The following is a 25,686-nucleotide window of genomic DNA, read 5'->3' as shown; positions in this document are numbered from 1 at the left end:
CCTCTATGGGGCGGGTGCCTATAATTCGGATTAATCACAATAAGAAACTAGGACTTCCATATGTATGTGCGTTCAGTGGCATTGATGGCGGCATTGTTGTTGGGAGGCTGTGCGGGTGGCCCACCCAAGCCGGGCCCCGAGAGTCTTGATCTCAATGAAGCACCGGGTCGGCCCGAGGCGACCAGTACTGCCAGCGATGGCCGCGATCCCTTCCAGGGGGCAAACCGGGCCATGTGGGTGGTCAACTACGATGTGCTGGAGCCCTATGTGGCCCGCCCCGTGGTGCATGGCTATGCCCGCTATATTCCGCAAGGCATGAAGGATGGCATCGAGAACCTGGTTGAGAACTTCAACGAGCCGAGCAGCATGGTCAACCACCTGATCACCGGTGACTTGCAAGGCGCGGGGACCAACCTCGGCCGCTTTACCCTCAACACTACTATCGGTTTGCTGGGTATCTTCGATGTGGCCAAGCATGCCGGGCTCGAACGCGACAAGCTGGAACTCAATACAGTACTGGGTCGTGCCGATATCGGCGATGGTGCCTATCTGATGGTGCCCGTCTACGGTCCTACCACGACGCGCAAGCTGGTGGGGGATACCATAGATACCATCTACTTCCCCTACGCCCTGTTGACGCTGCCGCTGCGAGTCACCCACTGGATGCTGGATGGATTGGGTACTCGATCCAAGCTAATCGATCAGGAGAGGATCATCGACAACGCGCTCGATCCTTATGCCCTGACCAAGGATTTCTATCTGCAGCACAACCAGAACAAAGTGACCGGTCGTCAGACCGAGTTCAGGCAGACGCCGGCGGAGAAAGCCGACGATGCCAATCTGGATGACTATCTGGACGAGATAGACCAGTGATGCCACTGGCTATCGATAACAGGCGCCTTCGGGCGCCTTTTTCATATCTGCTGCCGGCTCATTTCTGCCATAAAAAAACGCCCCGCAGTGCGGGGCGTTTTGGCAAGAAGCGGCTATCAAGCAGCCAGGTTCTTGGCCACGAATTCCCAGTTCACCAGGGTCCAGAAGGTTTCCATGTACTTCGGACGCAGGTTGCGGAAATCGATGTAGTAGGCGTGTTCCCACAGGTCGACGGTCAGCAGCGGCGTAGTACCGGCTTCGGTCAGCGGGCAACCGGCGTTGGAAGTGTTGACGATGGCCAGGGAGCCGTCGGCTTTTTTCACCAGCCAAGTCCAGCTGGAACCGAAGTTGCCGATGGCAGACTTGGTGAAGGCATCCTTGAACTCGGCGAAGGAGCCAAACGCCTTGTTGATGGCATCAGCCAGGGCACCGGTCGGCTCGTTGCCACCGTTCGGGGAGAGGCAATGCCAGTAGAAGGTGTGGTTCCAGATCTGGGCGGCGTTGTTGAAGATGCCGCCAGTGGAGGTCTTGATGATCTCTTCCAGAGACTTGCCTTCAAACTCGGTACCTGGCACCAGGTTGTTCAGGTTGACCACGTAGGTGTTGTGGTGCTTGCCGTGATGATATTCCAGAGTTTCCTGGGAGATGTGCGGTTCCAGGGCATTGATTGCGTAGGGCAGAGCGGGAAGTTCGAAAGCCATTTTCTACTCTCCATTGGCTGGCCGTGCGAAGGCGACGGTTGCAAGACATTGCGTACTCTTTTCTATTTTGAAAAGAATTGTTCTTGAAATGATGGGGCCAGATGGCCCAAAGCCCGTCGATTGTACCAGCATCAAAGATGGGCTAACAACTCTTGATTCTCGCCATGATCCGGATCAAGCTACGGCGTATTGATTCATCACTTCTTGCATCCAGGACGGTTTGTCAGTTTGTGGTCTGCAAGGATTGCAGTAGAATGACCGCCGAAATCGCTCTAGTGAGGCACCTATGGAAACTATTGAAAAGATCAAACAGCAGCTGGCTGACAATCCCATCATCCTGTACATGAAGGGTTCCCCCAAGCTACCCAGCTGCGGTTTCTCTGCCCAGGCCTCCCAGGCTCTGATGTCCTGTGGCGAGCCGTTTGCTTATGTCGACATACTGCAAAATCCGGACATCCGTGCCGAGTTGCCTAAGTTCGCCAACTGGCCCACCTTCCCGCAACTGTGGGTAGAGGGTGAGCTGGTCGGTGGCTGCGACATCCTGATCGAGATGTTCCAGGCCGGCGAGCTGCAGACCCTGATCAAGGAAACTGCCGCCAAGCACAAGCAGGATGACGTTGCTGCCGAATAAGGTCGCATCTGCATCATGCAAAAAGGGGAGCCAATGGCTCCCCTTTTTTTATCACGGCAGACAGGATCAGCTGATGCGCTCGATCCGCGCCATATAGAAGCCGTCAAAGCCGGTCGCTGACGGGCTGACGGTGTGGTCATCCCGCAGACGATAGTTGTCGTTGGCAGCCAGGAACTTGTCCACTTGCTGACGGTTCTCCTGGGGCAGGATGGAGCAGGTTGCATAGACCAGCAGACCCCCCACCTTCACCATCTGGCTGTAACGCTGCAGTATCTCCTCTTGCAAGGCTACCAGCACCGGTAGTCGCTCGGCGGTGTCGCGCCATTTGGCATCCGGATTGCGCTTGAGCACGCCAAGACCGGAGCAGGGCACGTCCAGCAGTACGCGATCGGCGGTGCCTTTGAGGCGCTTGACAGTCTTGCTGCTCTCGATGACGCGGGTTTCCACGTTGTGGGCACCGGCACGGCGGGCGCGCTGCTTGAGGTTTTCCAGCTTCCACTCTTCCACATCCATTGCCAGCAGACGGCCCTTGCCTTCCATCATGGCAGCGATGTGCAGGGTCTTGCCGCCGGCACCGGCGCAGGCATCGATGACTCGCATGCCAGGGGTGACTTCCAGCGCCGCTGCAACAAGCTGGGAGCCTGCGTCCTGCTGCTCGAACCAGCCATCGGCAAACGCCTTGGTGCGAAACAGGGCCGCATCAGAGGTGACCTGCAGGGCGGTGGCGACCCCTTCAACCGGAATGGTGTTGACCTGCTCCTTGGCCAGCGCGGCTTGCAGCTGCTCCCGTGTGCATTTGAGGGTGTTGACCCTCAGGTAACGCTTGGGCATCCAGGCAAGGGCGGCGCGCTCTGCAGGCCAGGCCTCGCCCAACTGCTCGCTGCCCAGTTTTTCCAGCCAGGCAGGGCAACCATCCATCAGCACCGGATTTTTCTTCGCTTCTGTCAGGCGGCGACGGAATGCCTCTTCGTTGAAGCGATCCAGGGTCGGGTGGTTGGACTGAACTATCTTGTGGAAGGCGTGCCAACTGTGCAGCAGTGGCCAGACGTTTTTTTCGGCCTGACGCACCTGAATACCTGTCAGGGCGCAGTAGAGGCTGAGGCGACGCAGCAGGTCGCCGGTGACCAGGGCAATCCTTGCCTGTTCTTGTGGTTTGATTTCGATGCCGGAGAAGTGGCGTGCATAGGCTCTGTCCAGGGTGAGACCCTGGCCTAATACATCGTCAACTATGGCAACGACCAGATCCCCGGAACGGGGCAACAGTGGGGACTTGAGCATGAGATTAACCTTGGCCAGATAAAGATGAACCGCCTCCCTATCGAGCGCGGTTCTAAAACTGATAAATCCGCGCAATGATAGGGGTTAGACAGGGTTGGCGCAACACTCCCCATTCGGGGAATGCATAGACGATGGCGCTGGACTAATCGGACCAGCAGGAAAATGATGCCAGCTAGAGTTCAGATGAGTGCATTTAAAAGGACTGAAAAGATGCAGCTGATGAAATATTCGCCCCTGGCGCTGGTTGTGGCCAGCCTGATGAGCTCTGGCGGCCTTGCGGCCAAGGAGTGGAGTACGGTGGCGGCGCGCGCCACGGCGGCCGACGGTTATGATGTGCGGGCGAACCAGTTTCGGGTGGCCAAGGTGCCCCTCGATTACTTTGCCGGCCTGCAGGCCGAGGGGCGCCAGCTGACCTTGCCCCTGCCTGACGGGGGGGAAGTGACCTTCGCGCTGCAGGCCTATGACCTGCTGCCTGCCGATCTTGCCGCCAAGTACCCCGATATCCTGACCTTCAAGGGCCATAATCCGGCGGCGCCGGTGGAGACGGGCCGTTTCGATCTCGGTCCGCAGGGCTTCCACGCCATGTTCAGCCATCAGGGCAAGATGGTGTTTGTCGACCCGCTGCCCAATGCCGAAGGCTATGCCGTCTACTACCAGCAGGATGCCTACAGCCGGCTGGAAGAGGAGGCCGACAAGGTGATCGGTCATGACGCCAACACCCGGGCCCGCAAGGTGCAGGTGGATGGCAACGAGCGCAAGCGCTATACCATCGCTATCTCGGCAGCCGGAGAGTATACCCAGTTCCACGGTGGCTCCAAGGTGCTGACCATGGGGGCGATTGCCACCCTGCTCAACCGGGTGAACGAGGTATATCAGCGCGACGTGGGGGCCGAGTTCAAGCTGGCCAGTGGCAATGACGCCATCATCTTTACCGATCCGGCGAGCGATCCGTTCAGCAATGACGACACGGACTTCAATGTCAACGGCCTGGTACAGGCCACTGCGCAGACCTTGCCTAGCGGGGCGCTGGGGCCATTCGACATAGGTCATGTGGTCAATACCGGCGGTGGTGGTCTGGCCGGATTGGGGGTGCTCTGTACTGCCACCAAATCGAACGGCATGACAGGCTCATCCAACCCAGTGGGAGATGCTTTCTTTATCGACTATGTGGCACACGAAATCGGCCACCAGTTCGGTGCCGACCACACCTTCAACGGTACCACCAACAGTTGCGGCGGTGGCAACCGGGTAGCCAGTCAGGCCTGGGAACCGGGCAGCGGCACTTCCATCATGGCCTATGCCGGTATCTGTGGGGATGAAAACATCCAGCGGCAAGGTGATCCCTATTTCCACAGCAAATCAATCGAGCAGATGCGGGCGCACATGGCCACTGTGCCGACCTGTGGCACCACACTGAGCCTCAGCAACAACGCACCTCAGGCCGCAGCGGGTGCCAATTACGCCATTCCTGCCAATGTCCCTTTTGTGCTCAGAGGGGCAGGGGCGGATCTGGACAAGGATCCCCTGACCTACACTTGGGAGCAGATCGATCTGGGCACAGAGTCCAGCAGTACCCTCGACATGATCGACGATGGTACCCGCCCGCTGTTCCGGTTCGTCTCGCCCACCAGCTCGCCAGAGCGGATCCTGCCCAGCTTGCCCTCCCTGCTGACCGGTACACTGGCCAAGGGCGAGGCCTGGCCCACCACCAACCGGGAGCTCAACTTCCGGCTCACTGTGCGTGATGGCCAGGGCGGCGTCGCCAGCGATGATATGAAGGTGCAGGTGGTCAACACCGGCAGCGCCTTCCGCCTGACCAGCCCGTTGGGTGTGACGGTGGCGCCGGGGGCCAGCCAGGCCGTCAGTTGGGATGTGGCAGGCACCAATGCTGCGCCAATCAACTGCAGCAAGGTAAACCTGTTCGTGACTCAGAATGAGGGGGCAAACTGGTCGACCCTGGCCACCAGCCAGCCCAACAGTGGCTCAGCCACAGTGACGCTGCCGACCAACCTCACCAGCAGCGTCAGGCTGAAGGTGGCCTGTAGCGACAACATCTTCTTCGCCATCAGCCCGCTCAAGTTGCCGGTCGCGCAAAGTGGCGGCAGCTCGGGTGGTGGTGGCGGTGGTGCTCTTGGCTTCTGGGCACTGGCGCTGGCGCTGTTCGGCTGGCAACGGAGGCGGGCATGAGAGCCACCGGCTTGCTGCTGCTTGCTCTGCTTGGCGGGTGTCAGGCGGATGCCGACACCCTGGAGCAGACGGTCAGCGCCAGCCTTGCCAGGCAGGATTACCGGCTGATAGTGCGGGCCGGGCGCGGCGAAGTGGCGCCCGGCATTGCGGCAAGTGAGCAGGAAGCCGCCAAGGCGCGTTGTGGCGTGCGCTACCTCGATGGACTGGGGGATGTCATCAGACCCGGTCAGGAAGAGGCTCAGGCCAGGCTGAGGGCCTATGCGGCCGAGTATAACCAGCGCATGCTGGCCCATTGTCCACCGGCTGCCGGCAAGCAATAAGCCCGCCGCCGGGTGTGGGCAGAAAAGGGGAGGCGCAAGCCTCCCTTTCTTTTTTGGCGCTGGCATTTGACCGCCCCGAGGCTTGTACCCATGGCGTGCTCGTCGCACAATGCCTGCACGCATGGCCGCATCGGCGGCAAAAAGAAAGAAGGAAAATCAAGATGATGGATGTGGCTGATCTGCGCCGTGAATACACCCGGGGCGGATTGCACCGGGCCGATCTGCCGGCCGACCCCCTGGCCCTGTTCGAGAAGTGGCTGGCCCAGGCCTGTGAGGCCAAGTTGACCGATCCCACCGCCATGGTGGTGGCGACCGTGGATGCCGAGGGGCAACCCTGGCAGCGCACCGTGCTGCTCAAGCACTACGACACCCAGGGTATGGTGTTCTACACCAACATGGGCAGCCGCAAGGCACACCAGCTGGAAGGCAACCCCCGCATCAGTCTGCTCTTCCCCTGGCACACTCTGGACCGCCAGGTGCACGTCACCGGCCGGGTGGAGAAGATGAGCACCTTCGAGGTGATGAAGTACTTCCATAGTCGCCCCAAGGATAGCCAGATAGCTGCCTGGGTCTCCAAGCAGTCGACCCGCATCTCGGCCCGCGGCGTGCTGGAGGCCAAGTTCCTCGAGCTCAAGCAGAAGTTTGCCAATGGCGAAGTGCCGCTGCCGAGCTTCTGGGGCGGCTATCGGGTGGTGATCGACACGGTAGAGTTCTGGCAGGGGGGCGAGCATCGCCTGCACGATCGCTTCTACTACACCCGCGAGGTGAATGGCTGGCACATAGAGCGGCTGGCACCCTGAGAGTCTGTTTTATCCCGTTCAATCTCCTGCGCTGACAAGGAGTCTGTATGCGTCTGTATGGCGACCTGAGATCCGGCAACTGTTACAAGGTGTGGCTGCTGGCCCGTTGGCTCGAGCTGCCTCTGACCTGGGTACCGGTGGATATCCAGGCAGGTGACACCCAAACCCCGGCCTTTCTGGCCATGAATCCCAACGGCAAGATCCCCGTGCTGGCGATCGATGAAGGGGATACGTTGGCGGAATCCAATGCCATCCTCTTCTATCTGGCACAGGGTTCGGCGCTCTGGCCGGCGGATCCCCGCCAGCAGGCCGAGGTGCTCAAGTGGCTGTTCTTCGAGCAGTACAGCCACGAGCCCTACATAGCCGTGGCGCGCTTCATCGTCCACTATCTGGGCCGGCCGGAATCCCAGGAGGCACGGCTCGATGGCCTCAAGGCCGGTGGTGAGCAGGCGTTGGCGGTGATGGAGCAGCAGCTGAAACAGAGTCCCTACTTGTGCGGGCAAACACCAACCATCGCCGACATGGCTCTCTATGCCTACACCCATGTGGCAGAGGAGGGGATCTTCTCCTTGCAGGGCTGGCCTGCCATCCGGGCCTGGATCGCCCGCATTGAGGCTCACCCCCGCCATCTGAGCCTGCCTGCAGCCTGTCAGGCAAGCTGATGGAGCTGCTTATCGAGCGGGCGCTGTGGCAACCCCATTGGTCTCCTGTGCTGCAAGCCTGGCAGCAGCAGGGTCATTGCTGGAAACTGCTGTTGTGCAAAGAGAGCGCACCCCATCTGGGGCAGGGGGCTGACCTCTGGTCTGGCTGTCCCCCTGATGGCATCTTGTCCGCCAGCGGGCTGCTGGCGGCATGGCTCGATGGCGATCTGAGCGCGGATCCTCATGTTGACCCCAGCCGTCAGATCCTGATCAGCGCGTCCCCCTCTCTGCTGACCCTGGCCAAGGAGAGCGGCTTGCTCACCCTGGGGCCGCTCGGGGCCGATCTGGTGTTGACCGCGGATGACGACATGGGCGCCGTGCTCAAGCGCCTGCTTGCCCGCCGCTTGACCGTGCCCCTGCTGCGTGAATCCGGTCTGGCGTCACCCTCTGGCAGCCCCCTAGTGTTGCGGCCATTGCTGGCCGACGATGAGGCCGAGGTGGTGCGCTACTGCGCCGACGAGGCGCTCTCCCGCTATACCCTCAATATTCCTCACCCTTACCCGCCGGAAGGTGCCCGTGACTGGCTCGCCAGCAGTGGGCGCAAGGGCGCGCTGGGGCTGGGCTGGAGCTGGGCCATGACGCTGCTGCAGGGGGCTGAAGTGGCCCCGCTGGTCGGGGTGATTTCGCTGCACTGGAACGGCGAGCTGGCCTGGTGGGTCGGCGTCCCCTGGCAGAACCGGGGGCTGGCTACCCGGGCTGCGCAGCTGGTCAAGTCATTTGCGTTCGACACCTTGCAACTGCCGGCGTTGACCGCCCGTCACATGCCGGGCAACCTCGCCTCCGGTCGGGTGATGGCCAAACTCGGCATGCACTATCGCGGGCTGCGCGCCCGAACTGTCCAGCAGCCGTGCGAGGTAAGCTATTGGCGACTGGACAGGGCCATCCCCCTGCCCGAGCCAGTGACGCAGCAACTGGCGCCCTGGCTGGCGAACGAGCGGGTGGCCGTGGCTATTTTACATGGTGCCGATGCACAGGCCGGGTTGGATCATGACGGCTCGTTGCAGCTCACCCTGTTTCTGGATGACAAGTGCATACCCACCTTGCCAGGTGCAGCCCCCTATGATGGGGCCCAGTTCGACATTGTGTGCCATCCGCTCAGTCAGCTGGAGCAGGTCGAGCCCGATCAGTTGCATCTGCTGGGTGGCTTGCTGCTAAAAGACAGGGACGAGCAGGGGCTTGCCTGCCTGCTGCAACTGACCAGTCTGCTGCGCCAGGGGCCCGTCCTGCTCACCCGCACGCAGCGGCAACAGCGGCTCGCTTGGATTGACAAGATGGCGCGCCGCACAGGGCTGCCCGCGGCAGGGCGCCTTGATGGGGCTAAGGTCGCGGGGCGTTATCATCAGCTCTGGCTGCTGGTGGAGCTGCCAGAGCTCATCGATGAGCTGGCCGGGCGCTGGCATCAGGGACCCGAGCTTGCTTTGGCAAGGTTGGAACAGGACGATGCCGAGCTATTCGCGGCCTACGGTGAGGCCATCACGGCCATGACGCCGGTGGCCTTGCAAGGGGTACTGCGGCTGCTTGCGGCTCGCTTTCCTGAGCCCACCCTCCCATTTCTGGACAAAGGTACTCAGGCCGACCGGCACTTTGTGGAATAATGCCCGCTCTGCTGTACGAGGAGTAACGCTGTATGCTGAGAACCGAGCGCCCCGGCGACATGCTGCCGGTCTATGAACTGGTGAGCGCCGCCTTTGGCCGTTCCGATGAGGCCGAACTGGTCAACCGCCTGCGCGAATGTGGCGCTGCCGTGGTGACCATGGTCGAAGAGGAAGAGTACGAGTTCATGGGGCACCTGATGCTGAGCCCGATCACCATTAACGGCATGGAAGGGCCCTGGCTCGGTCTGGCGCCTGTTGCCGTCCATCCGGACTGGCAGGGGCAGGGTATCGGCTCGGATCTGGTGCGTGAGGGGCTGGATACGGCGCTGGAGATGGACTGGAAGGCGGTGGTGGTGCTCGGCGATCCGACCTACTACGGTCGCTTCGGTTTTCGTCCCGCCAGCGAGTTCGGTCTGCACTGCATCTATGAAGTTCCCGCCGACTGCTTTCTGGCGATGGAGCTGCAGGAAGGTGGCCTGGCTGGCGTGGCCGGCGAAGTGCTCTACCACCCCCTGTTTGACGAGATCCCCGAAGAACAATGAGCAAAGAACGGCAGCCTTCAGGCTGCCGTTTTGTTATCAAGACAGGGCACGCAATCTTTCTTCTTTATATCTGGCTTCCTCTCTTCCTTTTCCTTCCCCTTCATTGTCATCAGAGGCTGAGCTCCGCGTCCTTGCAACCGGATGGGTGAAGGCGTGCCCGGGAGCCTTTGGTCTCGGGGAAACGCTACGCTGATTTTTCACGCAATGCCGCAGCGTTGACCCAATACCGGACCTGGGGGGGAGTCCTGTTTTCAAGCGGTTTTTCCTTCGCAATATCTTGTTACAAATTTTCCCGCAATATAGTCTGTTTTTGTCTAACGGGTAGCATTTTTTGGTTTGACCTCATTATTGATGTTTGACTCAAATGAGAATATGAAGGTAGGTTGTAAAATATACAAACAAGGATGCGTGGCTGGATTGCTGTAGCTCTAATTATCTATATTTTCTTTTTTTATAAATATCATTAGGGTAGTTGTTACTTACGTATTAATTATGCTGATGTGGTCACCTATTTTTACCTGTCACCCTAAAAATACTCATATGCTCAGTCATTATGATATGACCTGCCCGGCTATTGTATGAAGAGACTGAGCAATCTGGAAAACCATAGAGCACGGATAGAGATATATTATATGAAAAAAATTTCAGAGATTATTCATCGTGAAGTTTCACAGGGTCGTCGCGACTTCCTCACTTTCTCTTCCATGTCATTGCTTGGTTTGGCGGCGAGCAGTGTTTTTCCTGCCCCCGTGAAGGCCGCTATTTCTATCCTGAATAGTGGCACTTTCGCTGAACTGGATGAGATCGACTTTTACGTGATGGCGTCTAACCAGCCCACCGTTGATTCGAATCGGGTCAACTTTGTACAAGAAACTGATGAAGCTCAATATCTTGCCCAGGTGATGTTTCAAGAGTTAATGAAGTTCGAATTCCAGTATCAGAACGGCACATTAAGTGCAGACTTGGGCGCTGGCATGAAGCCTAATGATAAGGTGCTGACAATGAGTGATGGCATCAACTCGGTTAACGCCATTTTCACCAGCAATCGACGCTATTTTACTGACAACATGGTTGAATATGTAAGTGGCTTGTTGCAACACTCATATAGCAAGCAAACTAATGTCACTGTGGCTGACCGGAAGCTTTATAACTCTTGGGATATGGTGAAGGTAAATGCGAATATTAAGCAAGCAGAAAAGGGGGCACAATTTAAAGAGATTATCGATCAGCTATACTCTGTCGCCACCCATTATTGTCAAAATGGAAAGTTAACCACCTACAAAGCAGGGGGGGAAAGTTGGGCTCGTCAACTTATCGAACACTACTCCAATAATGAGGTGCTAGACGAACTTATCAGTTCTTTTAAAGTTCAGGAGTATCTGGGATCGGGCTCATCGTTTGAAAAAGCGATGTGGAAAGTGTATAACACCATCAATAAAGTAAGGGCACTCAATATTTCATCCGGTCGTCGCATCACCGAGGATGAGCTGAAAACATTTGAACGCACCATGGCGGGTTCTGTTTACAGCGGGTTTGCCATGAACATGAGCTGGGGTCACCAAAGCGAGAAATACACAGTTCTGGCCAACAGGAGAAATTTCGATGATGTGGTAACCTTGCTGAGAAATGAAAGCGGTACTCAGCGCACCTTCTGGAACAATTTCTTCAACCAAAATAGTCCGGATAGCTTCTGGAATGAACTGAATAATATGAGCTTGAGAACGAGCACCTTGCAGGATGGGGATGCCCAGCGGCGTATTCTTAATAAGTACCCCAGTCTGGCAGGGGCGACGGGCAGTGTGGCTCCCACAGCCTTCTCCGGTGTGGCTCCCGCTGCCTTCTCCACAGATTCATTCCTTTCCGTGTTCACCTTGTTGCTGGGGGTAGGCAACTTTACCTGGTTGACGGCGACCGAGCGGGAGGAGTGGAGCAACCCTGTTCCTTTGATGGAGTTGGGGGCGGCCCTTTTTGATACGGTACTGAATGTGATCCAGCTCGGTCGGTTCCTTGATAAAGTGACCATGTTTATTTATGGCAATGGTGAAGGGATCATAAATAGCATAGCCATTAATATGGGGAAATTCAGTCAATTCTTGAGCAACCTTGCAGCCAAAGGCGAGCATCTCACGAATGTGATAGAGCGGCAGATAGCCAGCAAGATGTTTCTCGCCACTCAAAATATCGCTCGGGTTATCAATATATGTTTTGTTGGATTGGCTGCGCTGGGGGCGGCCTTGGCAGCGTATAACCTATATCAGGCTGTCGAGGGCGGTGATATTGGGGATATTATATTTGCTGCAATCAACATGCTGGTCGCCACAGTAGCGTTGGGCGTCGCCATTGCCTCTTTTATGGGGCTTGCAATTGCCGGCCCCTTGGGGATTATTATTGCGGTGATAGGCATAGTGGTAGCCATCGCCCAGTGGCTCTACACGTTACTAAAAAAAGAAGATATCAAACCTACCCCGATCGCGAGATATACCAATGAATATATTAAACCACGGGGGCTTGAGTATGAAGACCTTGGTGCATATATTTGCCGGGTATCCAGTTACTGGAAGCGAACTCTGGTATGTGCATTCGATGCAAAGACCATGAATACCGATTGGGATTACGTCCCAAGTATCGCTGATCATGACAAGCCTATTTATACTCAACCAGGGGCATTGGTAACCTCTCCAAGAAATGGCAAGATTTATAACTTTGCCAATATTCAGAAGCCAGGTTACGGAAATATATCGAATTTCTTCACTGCGGGCGCCACAACACCAATCAGTAACTGGTGGCCGGGGAGTGATTTGCAGACCTGCTTACATGCCGTTGAGAGTCAGGCAAGCAATAATAGTCGCGCTGCAATATTTGTGGTGCTGAGTAACAACTCAAGCTTTTCACGCGCCTTCTTGACGTCTCATCTGGAAGATGCCCCGACAAGTAGCAATGAACTGACGAGTCAATTAAATCTAGAATGGCAAGAATATCCGCTGGATGTGGTTGCCATCAATGGCCTTGATGAGACCATGTTCCTTATCTTTACTACCCGACATATCTATCAAGTGAAAGGTGGTGTAGCACGCAGGATAATATCTGACTTTGTCGGTCAGCGCGATGCACCGATAACCTATGGCCTTAATGCACTGGCACTCGGTACTAACGTGAATTTGATCTATCGATTAGGTGGTCTGCAGGCTCCCGAGACTCGCTACCATTATCTGCTGACCCGGGATGACAATGGTGATTATACCAGTATGAAATTACTGCGGACCATCAATAATCCCATGTCCTCAGACTCGCCGATTGTCGGCAGGTTGTTCAAGAAAACCAATGATCTGGTTTCGCGGATGGACTTTATGTATCACGATGGCAAAAGTGGTTATGCGCGCTATGGCGCAATTATGAATAAGACTGGCGATGCCTCATTGTCATTGCACAATGGGGTTGAGTTTCAGGTGCCGGATAATGGATTCCGATCCTTCTACAAGAATGCATTTATTCCGAAGTAGCGGATGATGCCCTTGTCCATCGCTTGACATGAGTAGTCACCATGACACGGGTCCATGCTGCAAATAAGGGGGAATCAACTTCCTGCAATAAGAAAGGCGCCATCAAGGCGCCTTATTCGTCTTTGTCAGCCAGATTAGCTGAAGAACCAGTAGCCGCGGTTGACCAGACGGGTCAGCAGTTGCAGGAAGCCGGCCTGATCGGCCAGTTCCACCATGTCGGCCTGGGTGATGATGTCCTTGTCACACAACAGGGAGATGGCGGCCGCATCGTCGCTCGGCAGGGTCCAGGCTTCGCCGTCGATGTAGCAGGTACGGCTCTCGCCGCTGAACCAGACGGAGCGCAGGCCCGGCACCTTGATGGCGGGTTCGCCCTGGGTCAGCAGGTCGGCCACTTCCTCGGCGCTGTAGTCAGGTTCCATGGGGCTGACGTCCAGATCGTGCTTGGCCTCGGAAATCATGGTGCCAAACCACTCCTTGAACAGGGTCTCGTCGTCCAGAGCCTGCTGCATCAGTTCGCGCAGGCGGTGCAGCTCATGGGGCTGGATCTCGCCGTGACGGACGCGAGGCTTGAGATCCCCATCGCCGTAGCGCTCGGTACGCATTTCGTTGTCGATCAGGTGATCGGCAAAGGAGGAGATGAGTGCCTTGGCATCCGGCGCGCGGAAGCCTACCGAGAAATTCATGGAGGGCTCGATGGCGTAGCCTTCGTGCGGGAATCCGGGCGGAATGTAGAGGATGTCGCCCGGCTCCATGATGACGTCGATGATCGCCTCGAACGGCTCGCAATGCAGCAGGGCGGCGTGGGCGGCAAACTCGTTGAGCGGCTTGGCATCGCCCACTCGCCAGTGACGCTTGCCCTGGCCCTGGGTGATGAATACGTCGTAGTTGTCGATGTGGGGGCCGACACCACCATGAGGGGTGGAGAAGCTCACCATCACATCGTCAAAGCGCCAGCCCGGAATGAACTGGAACGGCAGTGCCAGCTCGTGTACCTCGGGGGCCCAGTGGTTGCAAGCCTGCACCAGCACAGTCCAGTTCTCTTCCCCCAGGTGATCGTAAGATTCGAAGGGGCCGTGAGCCGCTTCCCACTTGCCGTCGAAGCGGGTTACCAGACGGGATTCGATGACCTCTTCCATGGCCAGACCCGCCAGCTCGTCCGGGCTGATGGGATCCTGAAAGTCGGTGAAGCCGCCTTTTATAAGGAGGGGGCGTTTCTGCCAGTAGTGCTCGAGGAAGTGAGCGATATCCAGATTGAGTTCGTACATAGTGCTTCTCGTCAAAAAATCAGAAAGAGTCAGGAAAGGTCTTGCCCAAGATGGCTGCGGGCCTTGGGCAAGGCCTCTTGTATGGCAAAACGTATGGCCGTCAAAAATAACAGGGGCCCTGTTGCGCAATGTGCACAGGGCCCCTGATGTATCAGGTTATCGGCTTATTTCAGCAGATCCACCAGACGCTGGGCCTGACCGATATAGTTGGCCGGGGTCAGCTTCTTCAGCTCGACTTTCACGTGCTCGGGGAGCTCGAGGGTGTCGATAAAGGTACGCATGCCTTCGGCATCGACGCGGCGACCACGGGTCAGCTCTTTGAGCTTCTCGTAGGGCTTCTCGATGCCGTAGCGACGCATCACAGTCTGGATGGGCTCGGCCAGTACTTCCCAGTTGGCATCCAGATCGGCTGCCATGGCACCGGCGTTGGCTTCCAGCTTGGAGATCCCCTTCAGGGTCGCCTGATAGGCAATCAGGGAGTAACCGACGGCCACACCCAGGTTACGCAGCACGGTCGAGTCGGTGAGGTCTCGCTGCCAGCGGGAGATCGGCAGCTTGGAGGCCAGGTGCTGGAACACGGCGTTTGCCAGGCCCAGATTGCCTTCGGAGTTCTCGAAGTCGATGGGGTTGACTTTGTGCGGCATGGTGGAGGAGCCGATTTCGCCTGCCACAGTGCGCTGCTTGAAGTGACCCAGGGAGATATAACCCCACACATCGCGATCGAAGTCGATGAGGATGGTGTTGAAGCGGGCCATGGCGTCGAACAGCTCGGCAATATAGTCGTGGGGCTCGATCTGGGTGGTGTAGGGGTTCCAGTTCAGGCCGAGGGAAGTGACGAACTCCTCGGAGAACTGGTGCCAGTCCACTTCTGGGTAGGCGCTGACGTGGGCGTTGTAGTTGCCCACGGCACCGTTGATCTTGCCGAGGATTTCGACCGCCATGATCTGCTTGAACTGGCGCTCCAGGCGATAGGCGACGTTGGCCATCTCCTTGCCCATTGTGCTCGGGGTGGCCGGCTGACCGTGGGTGCGCGACAGCAGCGGCATGTCACGGTACTCATGAGCCAGACGCTTGAGCTCGCTGATCAGCTTCTCGCAGTAAGGCTTGATGACCTCGTCACGGGCTGTTTTCAGCATCAGGCCATGGGAGTTGTTGTTGATGTCTTCCGAGGTGCAGGCGAAGTGAATGAATTCGCTGACGGCGGCCAGCTCAGGGTTCACTTCCACCTTCTCTTTGAGGAAGTACTCCACCGCTTTCACATCATGGTTGGTGGTGCGCTCTATCTGTTTGATACGGGCGGCGTCACTCTCGTTGAAGTTGCTGACAATACCGTCGAGCAGGGCGTTGGCGGCCGCGCTCAGGGCAGGGACTTCCGGGATCCCGACGTGGCTGGCCAGTTTTTGCAACCAGCGCACCTCAACTTCGACGCGAAAACGCAGCAGACCGAATTCGGAGAAGATAGGGCGCAGGGCATCGGCCTTGTCGCCATAACGACCGTCAATCGGGGAAACAGCAGTCAGCGCGGACAGCTCCATGGGGTGAACTCCTGATGATTGGTGTGGGGGATTCTCATCAACTCGCGCTCCTGTTATGAGACCGTTATCAAGGCTCATGTGCTGCTCGGCATCCTCATTTATCGACATAAACTCCGGTACCTGTGCTGCTCTTCACCTTGCTTCCGGCCTCTCACGACGGAGCTCGAGCCGATTCTTAGAAACGTTTTGCCAGTTCGACCATTTTCTTGCGAGCGAAAATGATCTGGGTACGGCTGCCGCCAAGCTGGCGCCACAGCACGCAGGCACGGATGCCTGCCAGCAGCAGAGCGCGCACCTTGTGCTGCACCAGGGGCTGCTGCAGGAACAGTGGGGTACCCGCTATCTGGATGCGCGGCCCTATGGGGCTGATGAGATCGCTGTAGATGCTCGCCATGTTGGCCAGGATCTGCTCGTCGAGCAGATCGAAATGCTGTTGCTGGCGGCCGATCTGGCTGATCCGCTCCCCCAGCATGTTGAGAATGTCCTTGCGCTTGGCCAGCTTGCGCTCCAGCGCAATCAGGCTCACCACGTAACGGGTCAGCTCGGCATTTTTCTGGCTGCCGTCGGATCCCAGTTGCTCGACCAGGGCGCGGTAGCCATCGCGAATGGCCAGATGGTTGCCAAACACCTCCAGCGGCTGCTTGGGATCGGTCACCAGCACGCTTTGCAGGCTCTCGCGCAGGGACGCTTCATCGCAAGTGCCATCACGGGCCACTTTTTGTACCAGATAGGCCGCCTGGCAGATGCCGGCAAAGGCCATGGTTCTGTCTTGAAATTTGTCGCTCATCGTTTCACAGCCCTGTTATGTTGGTTCACCGGCTGATGCCGCAGCAGGCCATGATCCGGCCTTGGAATTGGTCGCTCATGTTCGCTGCCTTCTGTTGTTGGCCCAAACCGCATGGCTGACGCACTGTTTCAGCGTGCTTGCAAAGGCCATGGTTCAGCCCTGGTATTTGTCGATCATCGATGTCACCGCCGTCAGGATTTACACCGGATGGCTGAAACGCTGCTCGATGATGCCGCCGCCCAGGCACACTTCCCCGTCATAAAAGACGGCGGATTGACCCGGGGTCACGGCTGCCTGTTTCTCGTCGAAGATGACCCGTATGGTCTCGTCATCGATGGGCTGAATGAGGCAGGGGATATCCTGCTGGCGATAGCGTGTCTTGACGGTACAGCGAAGCGGCGCCCGGATCGGGGTGCGATCCACCCAGTGCAGCTGGCTGGCAATCAGGCCGTCTGAGTAGAGACGCGGGTGCTCGCCCTGCGCCACCACCAGCGTGTTGCGCTCCACCTCTTTGTCCACCACGTACCAGGCCTCTTCGGTGGCGTCTTTGCGGCCACCAATGCCGAGTCCCTTGCGCTGACCCAGGGTGTGATACATCAAGCCCTGGTGCTCGCCGATCACCTTGCCGTCCACGGTTTCGATGGGGCCGGGCTGGGCGGGCAGGAACTTGGCCAGGAAATCCTTGAATTTGCGCTCACCGATGAAGCAGATACCGGTGGAGTCTTTCTTCTTGGCGGTGATGAGATCCAGTTGCTCGGCGATGCGGCGCACCTCCGGCTTCTCCAGATCGCCGACCGGGAACAGGCTCTGACCCACTTGCTTTTCGCTCAGGGTGTAGAGGAAGTAGCTCTGATCCTTGTTGCTGTCGAGACCGCGCAGCAGGCGCGGGTGGCCTGTGCTGTCGTCACGGCGCACATAGTGGCCGGTGGCGATGTAGGTGGCACCCAGCTCTTCGGCGGCAAATTCGAGGAACGCCTTGAACTTGATCTCCTTGTTGCACAGGATATCCGGGTTCGGCGTGCGGCCTGCCTTGTACTCTTCCAGGAAGTGCTCGAACACATTGTCCCAGTACTCGGCAGCGAAGTTGATGGTATGCAGCTTCATGCCCAGCTTGTCGCAGACGGCCTTGGCATCAGCCAAATCCTGGGAGGCAGAGCAGTACTCGTCCGTGTCGTCTTCTTCCCAGTTCTTCATGAACAAGCCTTCGACCTGATAACCCTGCTGCTGCAGCAGGTAGGCCGAGACGGAAGAATCCACGCCGCCGGACATGCCGACGATCACCTTGATTTGGCTGTTGTCTGTCATTAGTCGAAGTTACCAGTTCGTTTAAACGGGGCGTATTCTACCAGAGTTTTGCGCCCTCGGTCACATCTCCCTGTCCGCTTCCCCTTGAGGGGTAGCAAGGCAGGAAATCGTTTTTCTGTTTGTCGGCACCATGATGAAAAAATGGTGCCAAACGACCTCATATGGCCTGTTCACGATCTGTCACGAGAGGCCGGAAGCTCGGTAAAGAGCAGCGCAGGAACCGGAGTGTGTAAATACACATGAGCTTTCCTGATTACAAACAAGCGAGCAGCACATGAGCCTTGATCACGGCCTCGCAGTAAGATCGTGGGCAGGTTCTCAAATAAAGGCCTTGAGCGCCGACAGTGGCAAGCGGGTGCCCCCCAGATAATCCTGAATGCACTGCCACACCAGGGGACTGCGCAGGGCCGGTTTGCACTCGGCTATCTCCTCCAGGGTGAGCCAGTGGCAGGCCAGCACATCGCCGTCAGGATCCTCTGGATGGTGCTGACCCGGCGCCTTTTCAAGGTCGAAGATGACGGCGGTGCGCACAAAGGTTGCCTCGCTGTCGGCCGGTTTGTAGAGATAGACCCCAAGCCAGGCGCTGGGCGTGGCAGTCAGTCCCGTCTCTTCTTTGAGCTCGCGGCAGGCCGCTTCAATCAGGTTTTCACCCGGTTCCACATGGCCGGCGGGCTGATTGAAACGGCGCTGGCCCTTGATCTCTTCTTCCACCAGCAGGAAACGACCCTGCCAGTGCACCAGCGCCGCCACCGTCAATCTGGCCGGCATTCTCTCTTCCATCGGCGGGCGATCCATCATGATGACTCCTTGTCTGTGGTGTGACGGGCAGGACGGCGGGCCGTGCCACGACCGCTGCTGCGGGGCTTGCTCTCGGCAGGGGGACGAGAGCCAGCCTGGTCGATGGCTGGCTTGCCTGCGCTGCGTGGCGGGTTTTTCCGATTGGACTGGGCCGTTCTGCGTGGTCTGTCGTTCGCAGGTTTGGCGGTGCTACTGCCGGTTTGAGGCTTGCGCGGACGAGCAGGTGATACCGGCGCCAGCTCGGGGGCAGGCAGGCTGCGGCTTTCGCCGGGGGCCAGCCCGTCTTCTTGCCAGTTACCCAAGGTCCAGTCGCCGATGGCGTAGCGGATCAGGCGCAGTGTGGGGTGGCCGATATGGGCCGTCATGCGCCGCACCTGACGGTTGCGCCCCTCTACTATCTTGATCTCGAGCCAGCGGGTGGGGATCTCCTTGCGCTCGCGGATCGGCGGATTGCGTGGCCACACATCGGGCTCATCCATGAGCCTTGCCTCGGCGGGCAGTGTCATGCCGTCGTTGAGTTCAACCCCGGCGCGCAGGGCGGCCAGTTTCTCTTCGCTCGGTATGCCTTCCACCTGCACCCAGTAAGTCTTGGGCGTCTTCTCTCCCGGCTGGGTGAGGCAAGCCTGCAACTTGCCGTCGTTGGTGAGCAGCAAGAGCCCCTCGCTGTCACGGTCCAGCCTGCCGGCGGCATAGATGCCGGGCTCCTTGATGTAATCCTTGAGGGTCTCCCGTCCCGCCTCGTCGGTGAACTGGCAGAGCACCATGTAGGGCTTGTTCAAGAGCAGCAACTTGCGATCGGCGGGTGCCACCTGCGGTTTCTGCCCGGCCTGTTCAGCGGCCTGTGCATGCCGGGTGCCGGCCCGTGAGCGTGTCAGACCAGGCTGGTTGGCGTCATCTTGTGGCGTGCGGCCAGCGGCGGTCGTGCGGCCTTGGAGGGAGAGACGGGGGCGGGCAGATTTCATCGCATGCATACCAAAAACAGGGGATGCCGGAGTGTATCACAGGGGGCCGCCGTCATGGGGCATGGTCGGGCTTGTTCGCCTAACTCAACAGCCCTTCGATGACGATGGCCTGACGGGCGGGGGCCGAGCTTGCGTGCAAGAGCGCCGTGCTGATCACCTCGTCCATCATGGCGCGAGCCAGCCGGGTGAGGGGGCGCAATTGCTCGGGGGCGAGCCCGGCCGGGATCGCCAGCAATATGATGGTCCGTACCGGCCCGAGCGCCGATCCCCACTCGATGGGCTCGGCGCAACTGAGCAGCGAGAGGGCGGGCTGGCGGATGGCGGGGCAGATCACGTGGGGCATGGCGAGGCCGGGCCGTATGATGGTGGCGGCGATCTGCTCGCGCTTGGCGATGGCCTGCTCAAGCGCTGGCCTGTCGCGTACCAGCTCGGCGGGCAAGAGATCGATCAGCACCCTCAGGGCCAGGGATTTGTCCAGCGATGCCGCCGTGTGCCCCAGCTGGGCGAGGGAAAAACAGTAGTCGGGCTGGGCGAGGCCAAGCCGTTGCTCGGCGGGGGCGGCGCTCCCCGGTCGGCCAAGGGGCTGGCCCAGCTCCACACACCAGCAGGTGAAGGCCATGTGGGCCAGCTCCGCATCCAGCCCTTCGATAAGCAGCAGACAGAGATCGCCGGGCTGGGTGGCCAGGGTGAGCAGAGAAAGCTGGCTGGTCGCCTCCACGCGTTGGCGGCGGGTGACATTGATAAGCTGGATATGGGATTTGAACAGCCCGGCCAGTCGGCTCAGCTGCTTGGCCTGGGTGATGGTCAGCCCCAGCCGGCAGAAGAAGGTGAGCTCGCGGGTGAGCATTCAGACGCCTACGGTGGCGGTTTTGAGTACGGCGCTGGCATTGAGCAGCACGGATTCCAGCGACACCTGGCGAACCGTGCAACCGAGGAAGCGATCCTTCTGCTCTATCTCGATGTCGGAGGCGATCAGCACCAGATCGGCGCAGGCGATGTCCCGCGCGGTGAGAATGTTCTCCAGCCCCATGGCGCCCTGGGTTTCAACCTTGATCTTCAGCCCCAGCTTGTCGGCGGCTTTTTGCAGCGCCTCTGCGGCCATATAGGTATGGGCTATGCCGGTGGGGCAGGCGGTGACGGCGAGGATCTTCATCGGTTCTCGAAGCAAATGGCGGTGGGGCAACAAGATAGCGCCAAGGAGCGGCTTTTGCCAAAGGCGTGGGGCAAAAATGGGATCTTGGCGGCGCACTGGTGCTGGCTTGCACAGGGATGGCGAGAATCTGGATTCATCTGCTGACGGCGGGCGTGGCAATAAAAAACCGGCCCTGCCAGAAGGCGGGGCCGGTTGTATTCAGTTAACGCGGGTTCAGACGGATTGGGTAGCCAGGGTGGCGGCTTTCAGTTCACGCTTGATACGGCGGATCTTGCGCTCCTCTGCCACAGCCACGCAGGCCATCAACACCAGACAGGCGGCGGCTGCGATGTCCAGCGCCGCGAAGGTACCGGCCCAGCCGGTCAGACCGAAGATGGGGGTGCCATCAGCGATCATGCCCAGACCCAGTTTGGCGAAGCTGTCACCTATGAGGTAGGCGAAGGTGCCCTTGACGCCATCGGCCACGCTGATGCCCTGCTTGGGTACGAAGCCCACGGCGGCGACGCCGATCAGCAGTTGCGGGCCAAACACCAGGAAGCCCAGCAGGAACAGGGAGCCCAGGAACATGAACTGGGTGGTGGCATGCTGGTAGAGACCCAGAGTGGCGATAATCAGCGCCAGTGCCACACAGGCCACCAGACCGCGACGACCGTTCGCCAGATCCGAGAGGTAGCCCCACATCAGGGTGCCGACCAGGGCGCCCACTTCGAAGAAGGTAAAGCCCTGGATGGCGATCTCCTTGGAGAAGCCCAGCTCCTGGTGAGCGTACACGGTGGACCACTGGTCGATACCGATGCGTACCACGTAGAGGAAGATGTTGGCAAAGCAGAGCAGCCAGATCACCTTGTTCATCAGCACGTACTTCACGAAGATCTGACCCTTGGTCAGCTTCTGCTCTTCGGTGGCGATGTCTTCTTCACTGGCCACTTCGTCAAACAGCTCTTCCACCTTGCCCAGACCATAGGCTTCCGGTGAATCGCTGCCAAAACGCAGGCCGATAAAGCCGACCACCAGCGCGATCATGGACGGGAAGATGAACATGCCGAGCACATTGCCATCGAACAGGTAGTTGGCACCGAACAGCGCCACACCGGCCGCACCGGCACCGCCCACGTTGTGGGAGAGGTTCCACATACCGAGGTAGGTGCCGCGCTTGTTGCGAGGTGTCCATTTGGTGATGGTGGAGTAGCTGCAGGAGCCACCACAGCTCTGGAAGAAGCCGCTCAGGGCATAGAAGAAGATCATGAAGTAGAGGCTGAAACCCGTTCCGCCCATGCTGGCACTGAAGCCGAGCATGCACAGGGCGGAGAGGATCAGCATCAGCGGCAGGAACTGCTTGGTGTTCTTGCCATCGGCATAGTAGGAGACGACCGTCTTGCCCACCCCGTAGGTGATGGAGAAGCCAAGGCCAATCATGCCAAGCTCGGTCATGGAAAGACCGTACTCCTGGATCATGTCGTTCTGCGCAATGTTGAAGTTCTTGCGGATCAGGTACATGGTCAGATAGCCAATAAATACAACCAGATAAGATTGCATAAACGGCTTGAACCAGAGCTTGCGCCGGGCTTCGACCGGCAGTTCCAGGGTCGGCACCCGGACCTGTTGGAGAAATTTCAACATCTTCGTTCATCCTCTGCGAGATAGACGGTATTTCCGCCGCGCCCCTCATTTTTTGGTTGGTGTCAGAGGTCACGCCACGGAAAGGACAACAGAAAGAGGTTGGACTGTGCACCTCGCTCCCCTGTCGATTGAACCCATGCCCGAACCTGCGCCACTGCGGGGATCGGGTCACTACATCAGGTAGCGTGACTTTAATGAGGCGCGGCGCAAATGGCGTGAGAGCCATCCCTAGTGGCATTAGGAAAATTTCCTAGTTTGACGGGATCCGGCCATGAAGCGTGAAGAGGATCACACAGTGACGGCCCACGGCGGGGCCATGCTACGAGAAGAGGGTGTCTGCCTGGCAGCCAGACAGGGCTGGCGGGCGTGATGTTTGCTATGGGGTGAGCAGGCTATCGTCAGCAGTATTGGCGGATATCTGATGCCATAAAAGAGGCCACCCGCAGGTGGCCTCTTGTCGTATCAGGGCAAGAAGGAGATCAGGCCGCCTTGGCGAGTTCCACCTCGTCGGTTTTCTTCACCCGCAGTTTTTTCAGGGCAACCGCCACCACGCCGGTGACGATGGCGCCACAGATCATGCAGAGCAGGGCCAGCAGCGGCTTGTTGACCGAACCCAGCAGGGCAACGATGGGGCCACCGTGGGCCACGCTGTTGGTGATGCCAAACAGGAAGGCCATCACCGCAGCTGTCATGCTGCCCAGCACGTTGGCGGGGATGACGGCGAGCGGGTCACGGGCGGCGAACGGGATCGCCCCTTCCGAGATACCCACCAGGCCCATGGCACCGGCGGCTTTGCCCGCCTCGATCTCGGAGGCATCGAAGATACCCAGCTTGCGACCGAGCACGGTCGCCAGCGACATGCCGAGCGGCGCCGCTGGTATGGCGCAAGCCATGGCCCCCATAAACTGGGTCTGACCGGAAGCTATCATGCCCACCGAGAACAGGAAGGCCACCTTGTTGACCGGGCCGCCCATATCAAAGCCCGCCATACCACCGAGCACTATGCCCAGCAGCACCAGACTGCCACCGCTCATGGAGAGCAGCATGGCGTTCAGGCCTGTCATCATGTCGGCAATGGGGGCGCCAATGATGAAGATGAAGACGGCGGCGATAAACAGCGACCCGACGATGGGGGCGATCAGGATAGGCACCAGCGGTTGCACCATCTTGTGGTAGTGACGGGTGGCAATCCAGCGCACCAGATAGCCGACCAGCAGGCCCGCTATGATGGCACCGATAAAGCCGGTACCGGCGTCGGCGCCGTAGAAGCTGCCGTTGTTGGCGATCCAGCCGCCGATAAAGCCCGGGGCCAGTGCCGGACGGTCACCGATGGCGTAGGCGATATAGCCCGCCAGTATGGGGATCATCAGGGTGAAGGCGGCCACGCCCACGTTGAGGATCTGGTTCCACATGCTCCCTTCCGGGATCTGCATGCCGCTCGGGGTCGGGTTGCCGCCGATGGCCAGTGCCAGCGCGATCAGCAGACCACCGGTCACCACAAACGGGATCATGTGGGAGACGCCGTTCATCAGGTAGCGATAGAGATCTGAACTGCCGCCCGTGCTCTTATCCTCTCCCTTCTTGTCCTCTTTGCCAGCCACATAGGCTGGCGCCTTCAGCGCTTGCTCGATCAGACCCTTGCCATCCTTGATGGGGGCTTTTACCCCAGTCTTGATGAGCGGTTTGCCGGCAAAGCGTGCCATGTCCACCTGCTTGTCACAGGCCACGACGATGGCGCTGGCACGGGCAATCTCGGCCGTGGTCGGGCTGTTCTTGACACCGATGGAGCCGTTGGTCTCCACCTTCACCTCATAACCCAGCTCCTTGGCGGCACGCTCCAGCGACTCTGCCGCCAGATAGGTGTGGGCGATGCCGGCCGGACAACCGGTGACACCTATGATGAAGCCCTTGCTGGTGGTCGGGGCAGCGGTTTGCTCCTCCTTGCGCTCCAGCAGCAGCGCCAGCGCGGCAGCCGGGCTCTTGGCAGCCAGCAACTTGGCAATGAAACCCTCTTCAATCAGCTTGGCGGAGAGCTCTGCCAGCACCTCGATATGGTGGTTGGCGCCACCGGCCGGGGAGGCAATCATGAAGAACAGCCGGGACGGCTTGCCATCCTCGGCGCCGTAGTCGATGCCGCTGCGGCTGATGCCGATGGCCACCGCCGGTGTGCTCACAGCCGCACTCTTGGCGTGGGGCAGGGCAACGCCCTCCTCGAAGCCAGTGTTGTCCAGCTCTTCCCGGGCCCACAAGTCCTTGATGAACTGCTGCTCATCGCTGACCTTGCCCTGCGCGACCAGCAAGCGAGCCATCTCGCTGAAGACCTCCTCCTTGCTCGTCGCGTTCAAATCAAGATTGATCAGATGTTCGTTGATCAGTGTGGTGATCATGGCGCTCTCCCGCTCCCGTGAGGGAGCCTGTTGGCATGTCGTGCAACACGGCATGCAGACAAAATTGACCTCACTATTATCGCGCCGGTGAGCAAGCCACCCTATCGGACAAATGTGCGGATGACTGGATTTTTGTGCGGTATCGTCCCGAGTGTGATCCCGATCTCACAGCAGACCCGCTGAAAAAACAGATCTGAATGGAATCGAAATATGGTTTTATATTGTTAAAAATCAAATAGTTATGATTTTGCGCGCCAACGCACATCAGCCATGGTACGGGCCTTCTCTTGGACGAGAGCCGCCGCCAAACTATAAATTTGTGAGGTGAAAACGAGCTACAGGGTGTGAGCCAACGCACACAAATGGCAGTGCCTGGGGAAGAAATGAGAGGGGATCAAGAGAAGGAAAACACTGGAGAAATGGGTTTGGCACCTGGTCTGGATGCCGCTGGGCTGTGCCTTTTGCGGCTGAGTGTTGCCCCCTGAGGGAGCTAGCCAGGCGTAAATCAACGGCAATAGTTTATTGCATATGCCACAAACAAGGCGTATACATGGCATATGCTACTTACTTGGCCACCAATTAAAGCACCGCATCAGCGGATGTGCTGCGAGTAAAACAGCCAGCAAGCGTTCATTCGACACTTTCGATGGGTGGTAGCAAGGGGTAGAAAGCAGGGTCATGTCAATCTGGATCCTCCGGTGTTGTTACCGGATGGGGAATCGGACTCACAAGTGGTGATAAATGGC

The 25,686-nt window shown here is 58.6% G+C and carries 21 protein-coding genes; 9 read left to right on the top strand and 12 right to left on the bottom strand.

Features of this window, described 5'->3' with window-relative positions:
- Positions 1-60 precede the first annotated feature (60 nt).
- Positions 61-873: an MlaA family lipoprotein gene (locus GWQ31_RS01090; RefSeq protein ID WP_005319235.1), complete on the top strand. Its 813-nt coding sequence runs from the start codon at positions 61-63 to the stop codon at positions 871-873.
- A 116-nt stretch (positions 874-989) separates the two neighbouring features.
- Here GWQ31_RS01090 and sodB read toward each other — a convergent pair whose 3' ends face one another.
- Entirely contained in the window at positions 990-1,574 is a 585-nt protein-coding gene (gene sodB, locus GWQ31_RS01085) for a superoxide dismutase [Fe] (protein WP_005319233.1), read from the bottom strand.
- Positions 1,575-1,860: 286 nt separating this feature from the next.
- Here sodB and GWQ31_RS01080 point away from each other — a divergent pair, with 286 nt between their 5' ends.
- The gene (locus GWQ31_RS01080) at positions 1,861-2,205 is read left to right on the top strand and encodes a Grx4 family monothiol glutaredoxin (protein ID WP_005319230.1); all 345 of its coding nucleotides are present in this window, start codon (positions 1,861-1,863) and stop codon (positions 2,203-2,205) included.
- Positions 2,206-2,271: 66 nt separating this feature from the next.
- On the opposite strand, the gene GWQ31_RS01075 is transcribed toward GWQ31_RS01080, so the two are convergent.
- Positions 2,272-3,483: an RsmB/NOP family class I SAM-dependent RNA methyltransferase gene (locus GWQ31_RS01075; protein ID WP_058395689.1), complete on the bottom strand. Its 1,212-nt coding sequence runs from the start codon at positions 3,481-3,483 to the stop codon at positions 2,272-2,274.
- Between the two features lie 210 nt (positions 3,484-3,693).
- On the opposite strand from GWQ31_RS01075, the gene GWQ31_RS01070 reads away from it, so the two are divergent.
- The 7 genes from GWQ31_RS01070 to GWQ31_RS01040 all read left to right on the top strand — a co-directional run bounded on the left by GWQ31_RS01070 (position 3,694) and on the right by GWQ31_RS01040 (position 13,128).
- The gene (locus GWQ31_RS01070) at positions 3,694-5,670 is read left to right on the top strand and encodes a reprolysin-like metallopeptidase (RefSeq protein ID WP_275908448.1); all 1,977 of its coding nucleotides are present in this window, start codon (positions 3,694-3,696) and stop codon (positions 5,668-5,670) included.
- The gene (locus GWQ31_RS01065) at positions 5,667-5,990 is read left to right on the top strand and encodes a hypothetical protein (protein WP_059113936.1); all 324 of its coding nucleotides are present in this window, start codon (positions 5,667-5,669) and stop codon (positions 5,988-5,990) included. The genes GWQ31_RS01070 and GWQ31_RS01065 overlap by 4 nt, the downstream gene beginning before the upstream one ends.
- 161 nt (positions 5,991-6,151) lie before the next feature.
- Complete coding sequence (gene pdxH / locus GWQ31_RS01060) at positions 6,152-6,790, top strand: pyridoxamine 5'-phosphate oxidase (protein WP_275906682.1); 639 nt, start codon at positions 6,152-6,154, stop codon at positions 6,788-6,790.
- Positions 6,791-6,837: 47 nt separating this feature from the next.
- On the top strand, positions 6,838-7,452 hold the full coding sequence (locus GWQ31_RS01055; RefSeq protein ID WP_275908447.1) for a glutathione S-transferase family protein: 615 nt from the start codon (positions 6,838-6,840) through the stop codon (positions 7,450-7,452).
- Positions 7,452-9,086, top strand: coding sequence for a GNAT family N-acetyltransferase (locus tag GWQ31_RS01050; protein ID WP_275906684.1), 1,635 nt, complete (start codon positions 7,452-7,454; stop codon positions 9,084-9,086). Before GWQ31_RS01055 ends, GWQ31_RS01050 begins: the two co-directional genes overlap by 1 nt.
- 32 nt (positions 9,087-9,118) lie before the next feature.
- Entirely contained in the window at positions 9,119-9,628 is a 510-nt protein-coding gene (locus tag GWQ31_RS01045) for an N-acetyltransferase (RefSeq protein WP_265421151.1), read from the top strand.
- A 632-nt stretch (positions 9,629-10,260) separates the two neighbouring features.
- Positions 10,261-13,128 carry a hypothetical protein gene (locus GWQ31_RS01040; RefSeq protein ID WP_275908446.1) on the top strand — a complete coding sequence of 956 codons (2,868 nt, stop codon included), beginning with the start codon at positions 10,261-10,263 and terminating at the stop codon, positions 13,126-13,128.
- Between the two features lie 134 nt (positions 13,129-13,262).
- On the opposite strand, the gene GWQ31_RS01035 is transcribed toward GWQ31_RS01040, so the two are convergent.
- The 10 genes from GWQ31_RS01035 to GWQ31_RS00990 all read right to left on the bottom strand — a co-directional run bounded on the left by GWQ31_RS01035 (position 13,263) and on the right by GWQ31_RS00990 (position 24,940).
- Positions 13,263-14,393: a cupin domain-containing protein gene (locus GWQ31_RS01035; protein ID WP_059113931.1), complete on the bottom strand. Its 1,131-nt coding sequence runs from the start codon at positions 14,391-14,393 to the stop codon at positions 13,263-13,265.
- A 164-nt stretch (positions 14,394-14,557) separates the two neighbouring features.
- Positions 14,558-15,928 (bottom strand): adenylosuccinate lyase, encoded by a 1,371-nt coding sequence (gene purB, locus GWQ31_RS01030; RefSeq protein WP_021140595.1) that lies wholly within the window; start codon positions 15,926-15,928, stop codon positions 14,558-14,560.
- 175 nt (positions 15,929-16,103) lie between these two features.
- On the bottom strand, positions 16,104-16,715 hold the full coding sequence (gene hflD, locus GWQ31_RS01025) for a high frequency lysogenization protein HflD (protein ID WP_017412872.1): 612 nt from the start codon (positions 16,713-16,715) through the stop codon (positions 16,104-16,106).
- A 198-nt stretch (positions 16,716-16,913) separates the two neighbouring features.
- Positions 16,914-18,020 (bottom strand): tRNA 2-thiouridine(34) synthase MnmA, encoded by a 1,107-nt coding sequence (gene mnmA / locus GWQ31_RS01020; protein WP_275908445.1) that lies wholly within the window; start codon positions 18,018-18,020, stop codon positions 16,914-16,916.
- 318 nt (positions 18,021-18,338) lie between these two features.
- Positions 18,339-18,818, bottom strand: a complete 480-nt coding sequence (locus tag GWQ31_RS01015) for an NUDIX hydrolase (protein WP_034524276.1) — start codon at positions 18,816-18,818, stop codon at positions 18,339-18,341.
- Complete coding sequence (locus GWQ31_RS01010; RefSeq protein WP_275908444.1) at positions 18,815-19,789, bottom strand: pseudouridine synthase; 975 nt, start codon at positions 19,787-19,789, stop codon at positions 18,815-18,817. Before GWQ31_RS01010 ends, GWQ31_RS01015 begins: the two co-directional genes overlap by 4 nt.
- A gap of 70 nt (positions 19,790-19,859) precedes the next feature.
- The gene (locus GWQ31_RS01005) at positions 19,860-20,627 is read right to left on the bottom strand and encodes a PTS sugar transporter subunit IIA (protein WP_265421156.1); all 768 of its coding nucleotides are present in this window, start codon (positions 20,625-20,627) and stop codon (positions 19,860-19,862) included.
- On the bottom strand, positions 20,628-20,933 hold the full coding sequence (locus GWQ31_RS01000; RefSeq protein WP_058394255.1) for a PTS fructose transporter subunit IIB: 306 nt from the start codon (positions 20,931-20,933) through the stop codon (positions 20,628-20,630).
- Positions 20,934-21,146: 213 nt separating this feature from the next.
- Complete coding sequence (gene uhpT / locus GWQ31_RS00995; RefSeq protein ID WP_169045718.1) at positions 21,147-22,553, bottom strand: hexose-6-phosphate:phosphate antiporter; 1,407 nt, start codon at positions 22,551-22,553, stop codon at positions 21,147-21,149.
- A 479-nt stretch (positions 22,554-23,032) separates the two neighbouring features.
- A complete protein-coding gene (locus GWQ31_RS00990) occupies positions 23,033-24,940 on the bottom strand; it encodes a fructose-specific PTS transporter subunit EIIC (RefSeq protein WP_275908443.1) in 1,908 nt (635 codons plus the stop codon).
- Between the last annotated feature and the right edge of the window lie 746 nt (positions 24,941-25,686).

Origin of the sequence: Aeromonas sp. 2MA4 (genome assembly GCF_029237305.1) — a bacterium.
GTDB classification, from domain to species: Bacteria; Pseudomonadota; Gammaproteobacteria; order Enterobacterales; family Aeromonadaceae; genus Aeromonas; species Aeromonas salmonicida.
The sequence above is the reverse complement of the archived record's forward strand: the minus strand, read 5'-3'. Positions and strand labels throughout refer to the sequence as shown.

Bases quoted from the DNA above. Each gene is read 5' to 3' on its own strand.
- uhpT (WP_169045718.1), bottom strand. From the start codon at position 22,553: ATGTTGAAATTTCTCCAACAGGTCCGGGTGCCGACCCTGGAACTGCCG.
- GWQ31_RS01040 (WP_275908446.1), top strand. From the start codon at position 10,261: ATGAAAAAAATTTCAGAGATTATTCATCGTGAAGTTTCACAGGGTCGT.
- GWQ31_RS01010 (WP_275908444.1), bottom strand. From the start codon at position 19,789: ATGCATGCGATGAAATCTGCCCGCCCCCGTCTCTCCCTCCAAGGCCGC.
- GWQ31_RS01015 (WP_034524276.1), bottom strand. From the start codon at position 18,818: ATGATGGATCGCCCGCCGATGGAAGAGAGAATGCCGGCCAGATTGACG.
- GWQ31_RS01080 (WP_005319230.1), top strand. From the start codon at position 1,861: ATGGAAACTATTGAAAAGATCAAACAGCAGCTGGCTGACAATCCCATC.
- pdxH (WP_275906682.1), top strand. From the start codon at position 6,152: ATGATGGATGTGGCTGATCTGCGCCGTGAATACACCCGGGGCGGATTG.
- GWQ31_RS00990 (WP_275908443.1), bottom strand. From the start codon at position 24,940: ATGATCACCACACTGATCAACGAACATCTGATCAATCTTGATTTGAAC.
- GWQ31_RS01070 (WP_275908448.1), top strand. From the start codon at position 3,694: ATGCAGCTGATGAAATATTCGCCCCTGGCGCTGGTTGTGGCCAGCCTG.
- GWQ31_RS01045 (WP_265421151.1), top strand. From the start codon at position 9,119: ATGCTGAGAACCGAGCGCCCCGGCGACATGCTGCCGGTCTATGAACTG.
- hflD (WP_017412872.1), bottom strand. From the start codon at position 16,715: ATGAGCGACAAATTTCAAGACAGAACCATGGCCTTTGCCGGCATCTGC.
- mnmA (WP_275908445.1), bottom strand. From the start codon at position 18,020: ATGACAGACAACAGCCAAATCAAGGTGATCGTCGGCATGTCCGGCGGC.
- purB (WP_021140595.1), bottom strand. From the start codon at position 15,928: ATGGAGCTGTCCGCGCTGACTGCTGTTTCCCCGATTGACGGTCGTTAT.
- GWQ31_RS01075 (WP_058395689.1), bottom strand. From the start codon at position 3,483: ATGCTCAAGTCCCCACTGTTGCCCCGTTCCGGGGATCTGGTCGTTGCC.
- GWQ31_RS01065 (WP_059113936.1), top strand. From the start codon at position 5,667: ATGAGAGCCACCGGCTTGCTGCTGCTTGCTCTGCTTGGCGGGTGTCAG.
- GWQ31_RS01035 (WP_059113931.1), bottom strand. From the start codon at position 14,393: ATGTACGAACTCAATCTGGATATCGCTCACTTCCTCGAGCACTACTGG.
- sodB (WP_005319233.1), bottom strand. From the start codon at position 1,574: ATGGCTTTCGAACTTCCCGCTCTGCCCTACGCAATCAATGCCCTGGAA.
- GWQ31_RS01000 (WP_058394255.1), bottom strand. From the start codon at position 20,933: ATGAAGATCCTCGCCGTCACCGCCTGCCCCACCGGCATAGCCCATACC.
- GWQ31_RS01005 (WP_265421156.1), bottom strand. From the start codon at position 20,627: ATGCTCACCCGCGAGCTCACCTTCTTCTGCCGGCTGGGGCTGACCATC.
- GWQ31_RS01090 (WP_005319235.1), top strand. From the start codon at position 61: ATGTATGTGCGTTCAGTGGCATTGATGGCGGCATTGTTGTTGGGAGGC.
- GWQ31_RS01055 (WP_275908447.1), top strand. From the start codon at position 6,838: ATGCGTCTGTATGGCGACCTGAGATCCGGCAACTGTTACAAGGTGTGG.
- GWQ31_RS01050 (WP_275906684.1), top strand. From the start codon at position 7,452: ATGGAGCTGCTTATCGAGCGGGCGCTGTGGCAACCCCATTGGTCTCCT.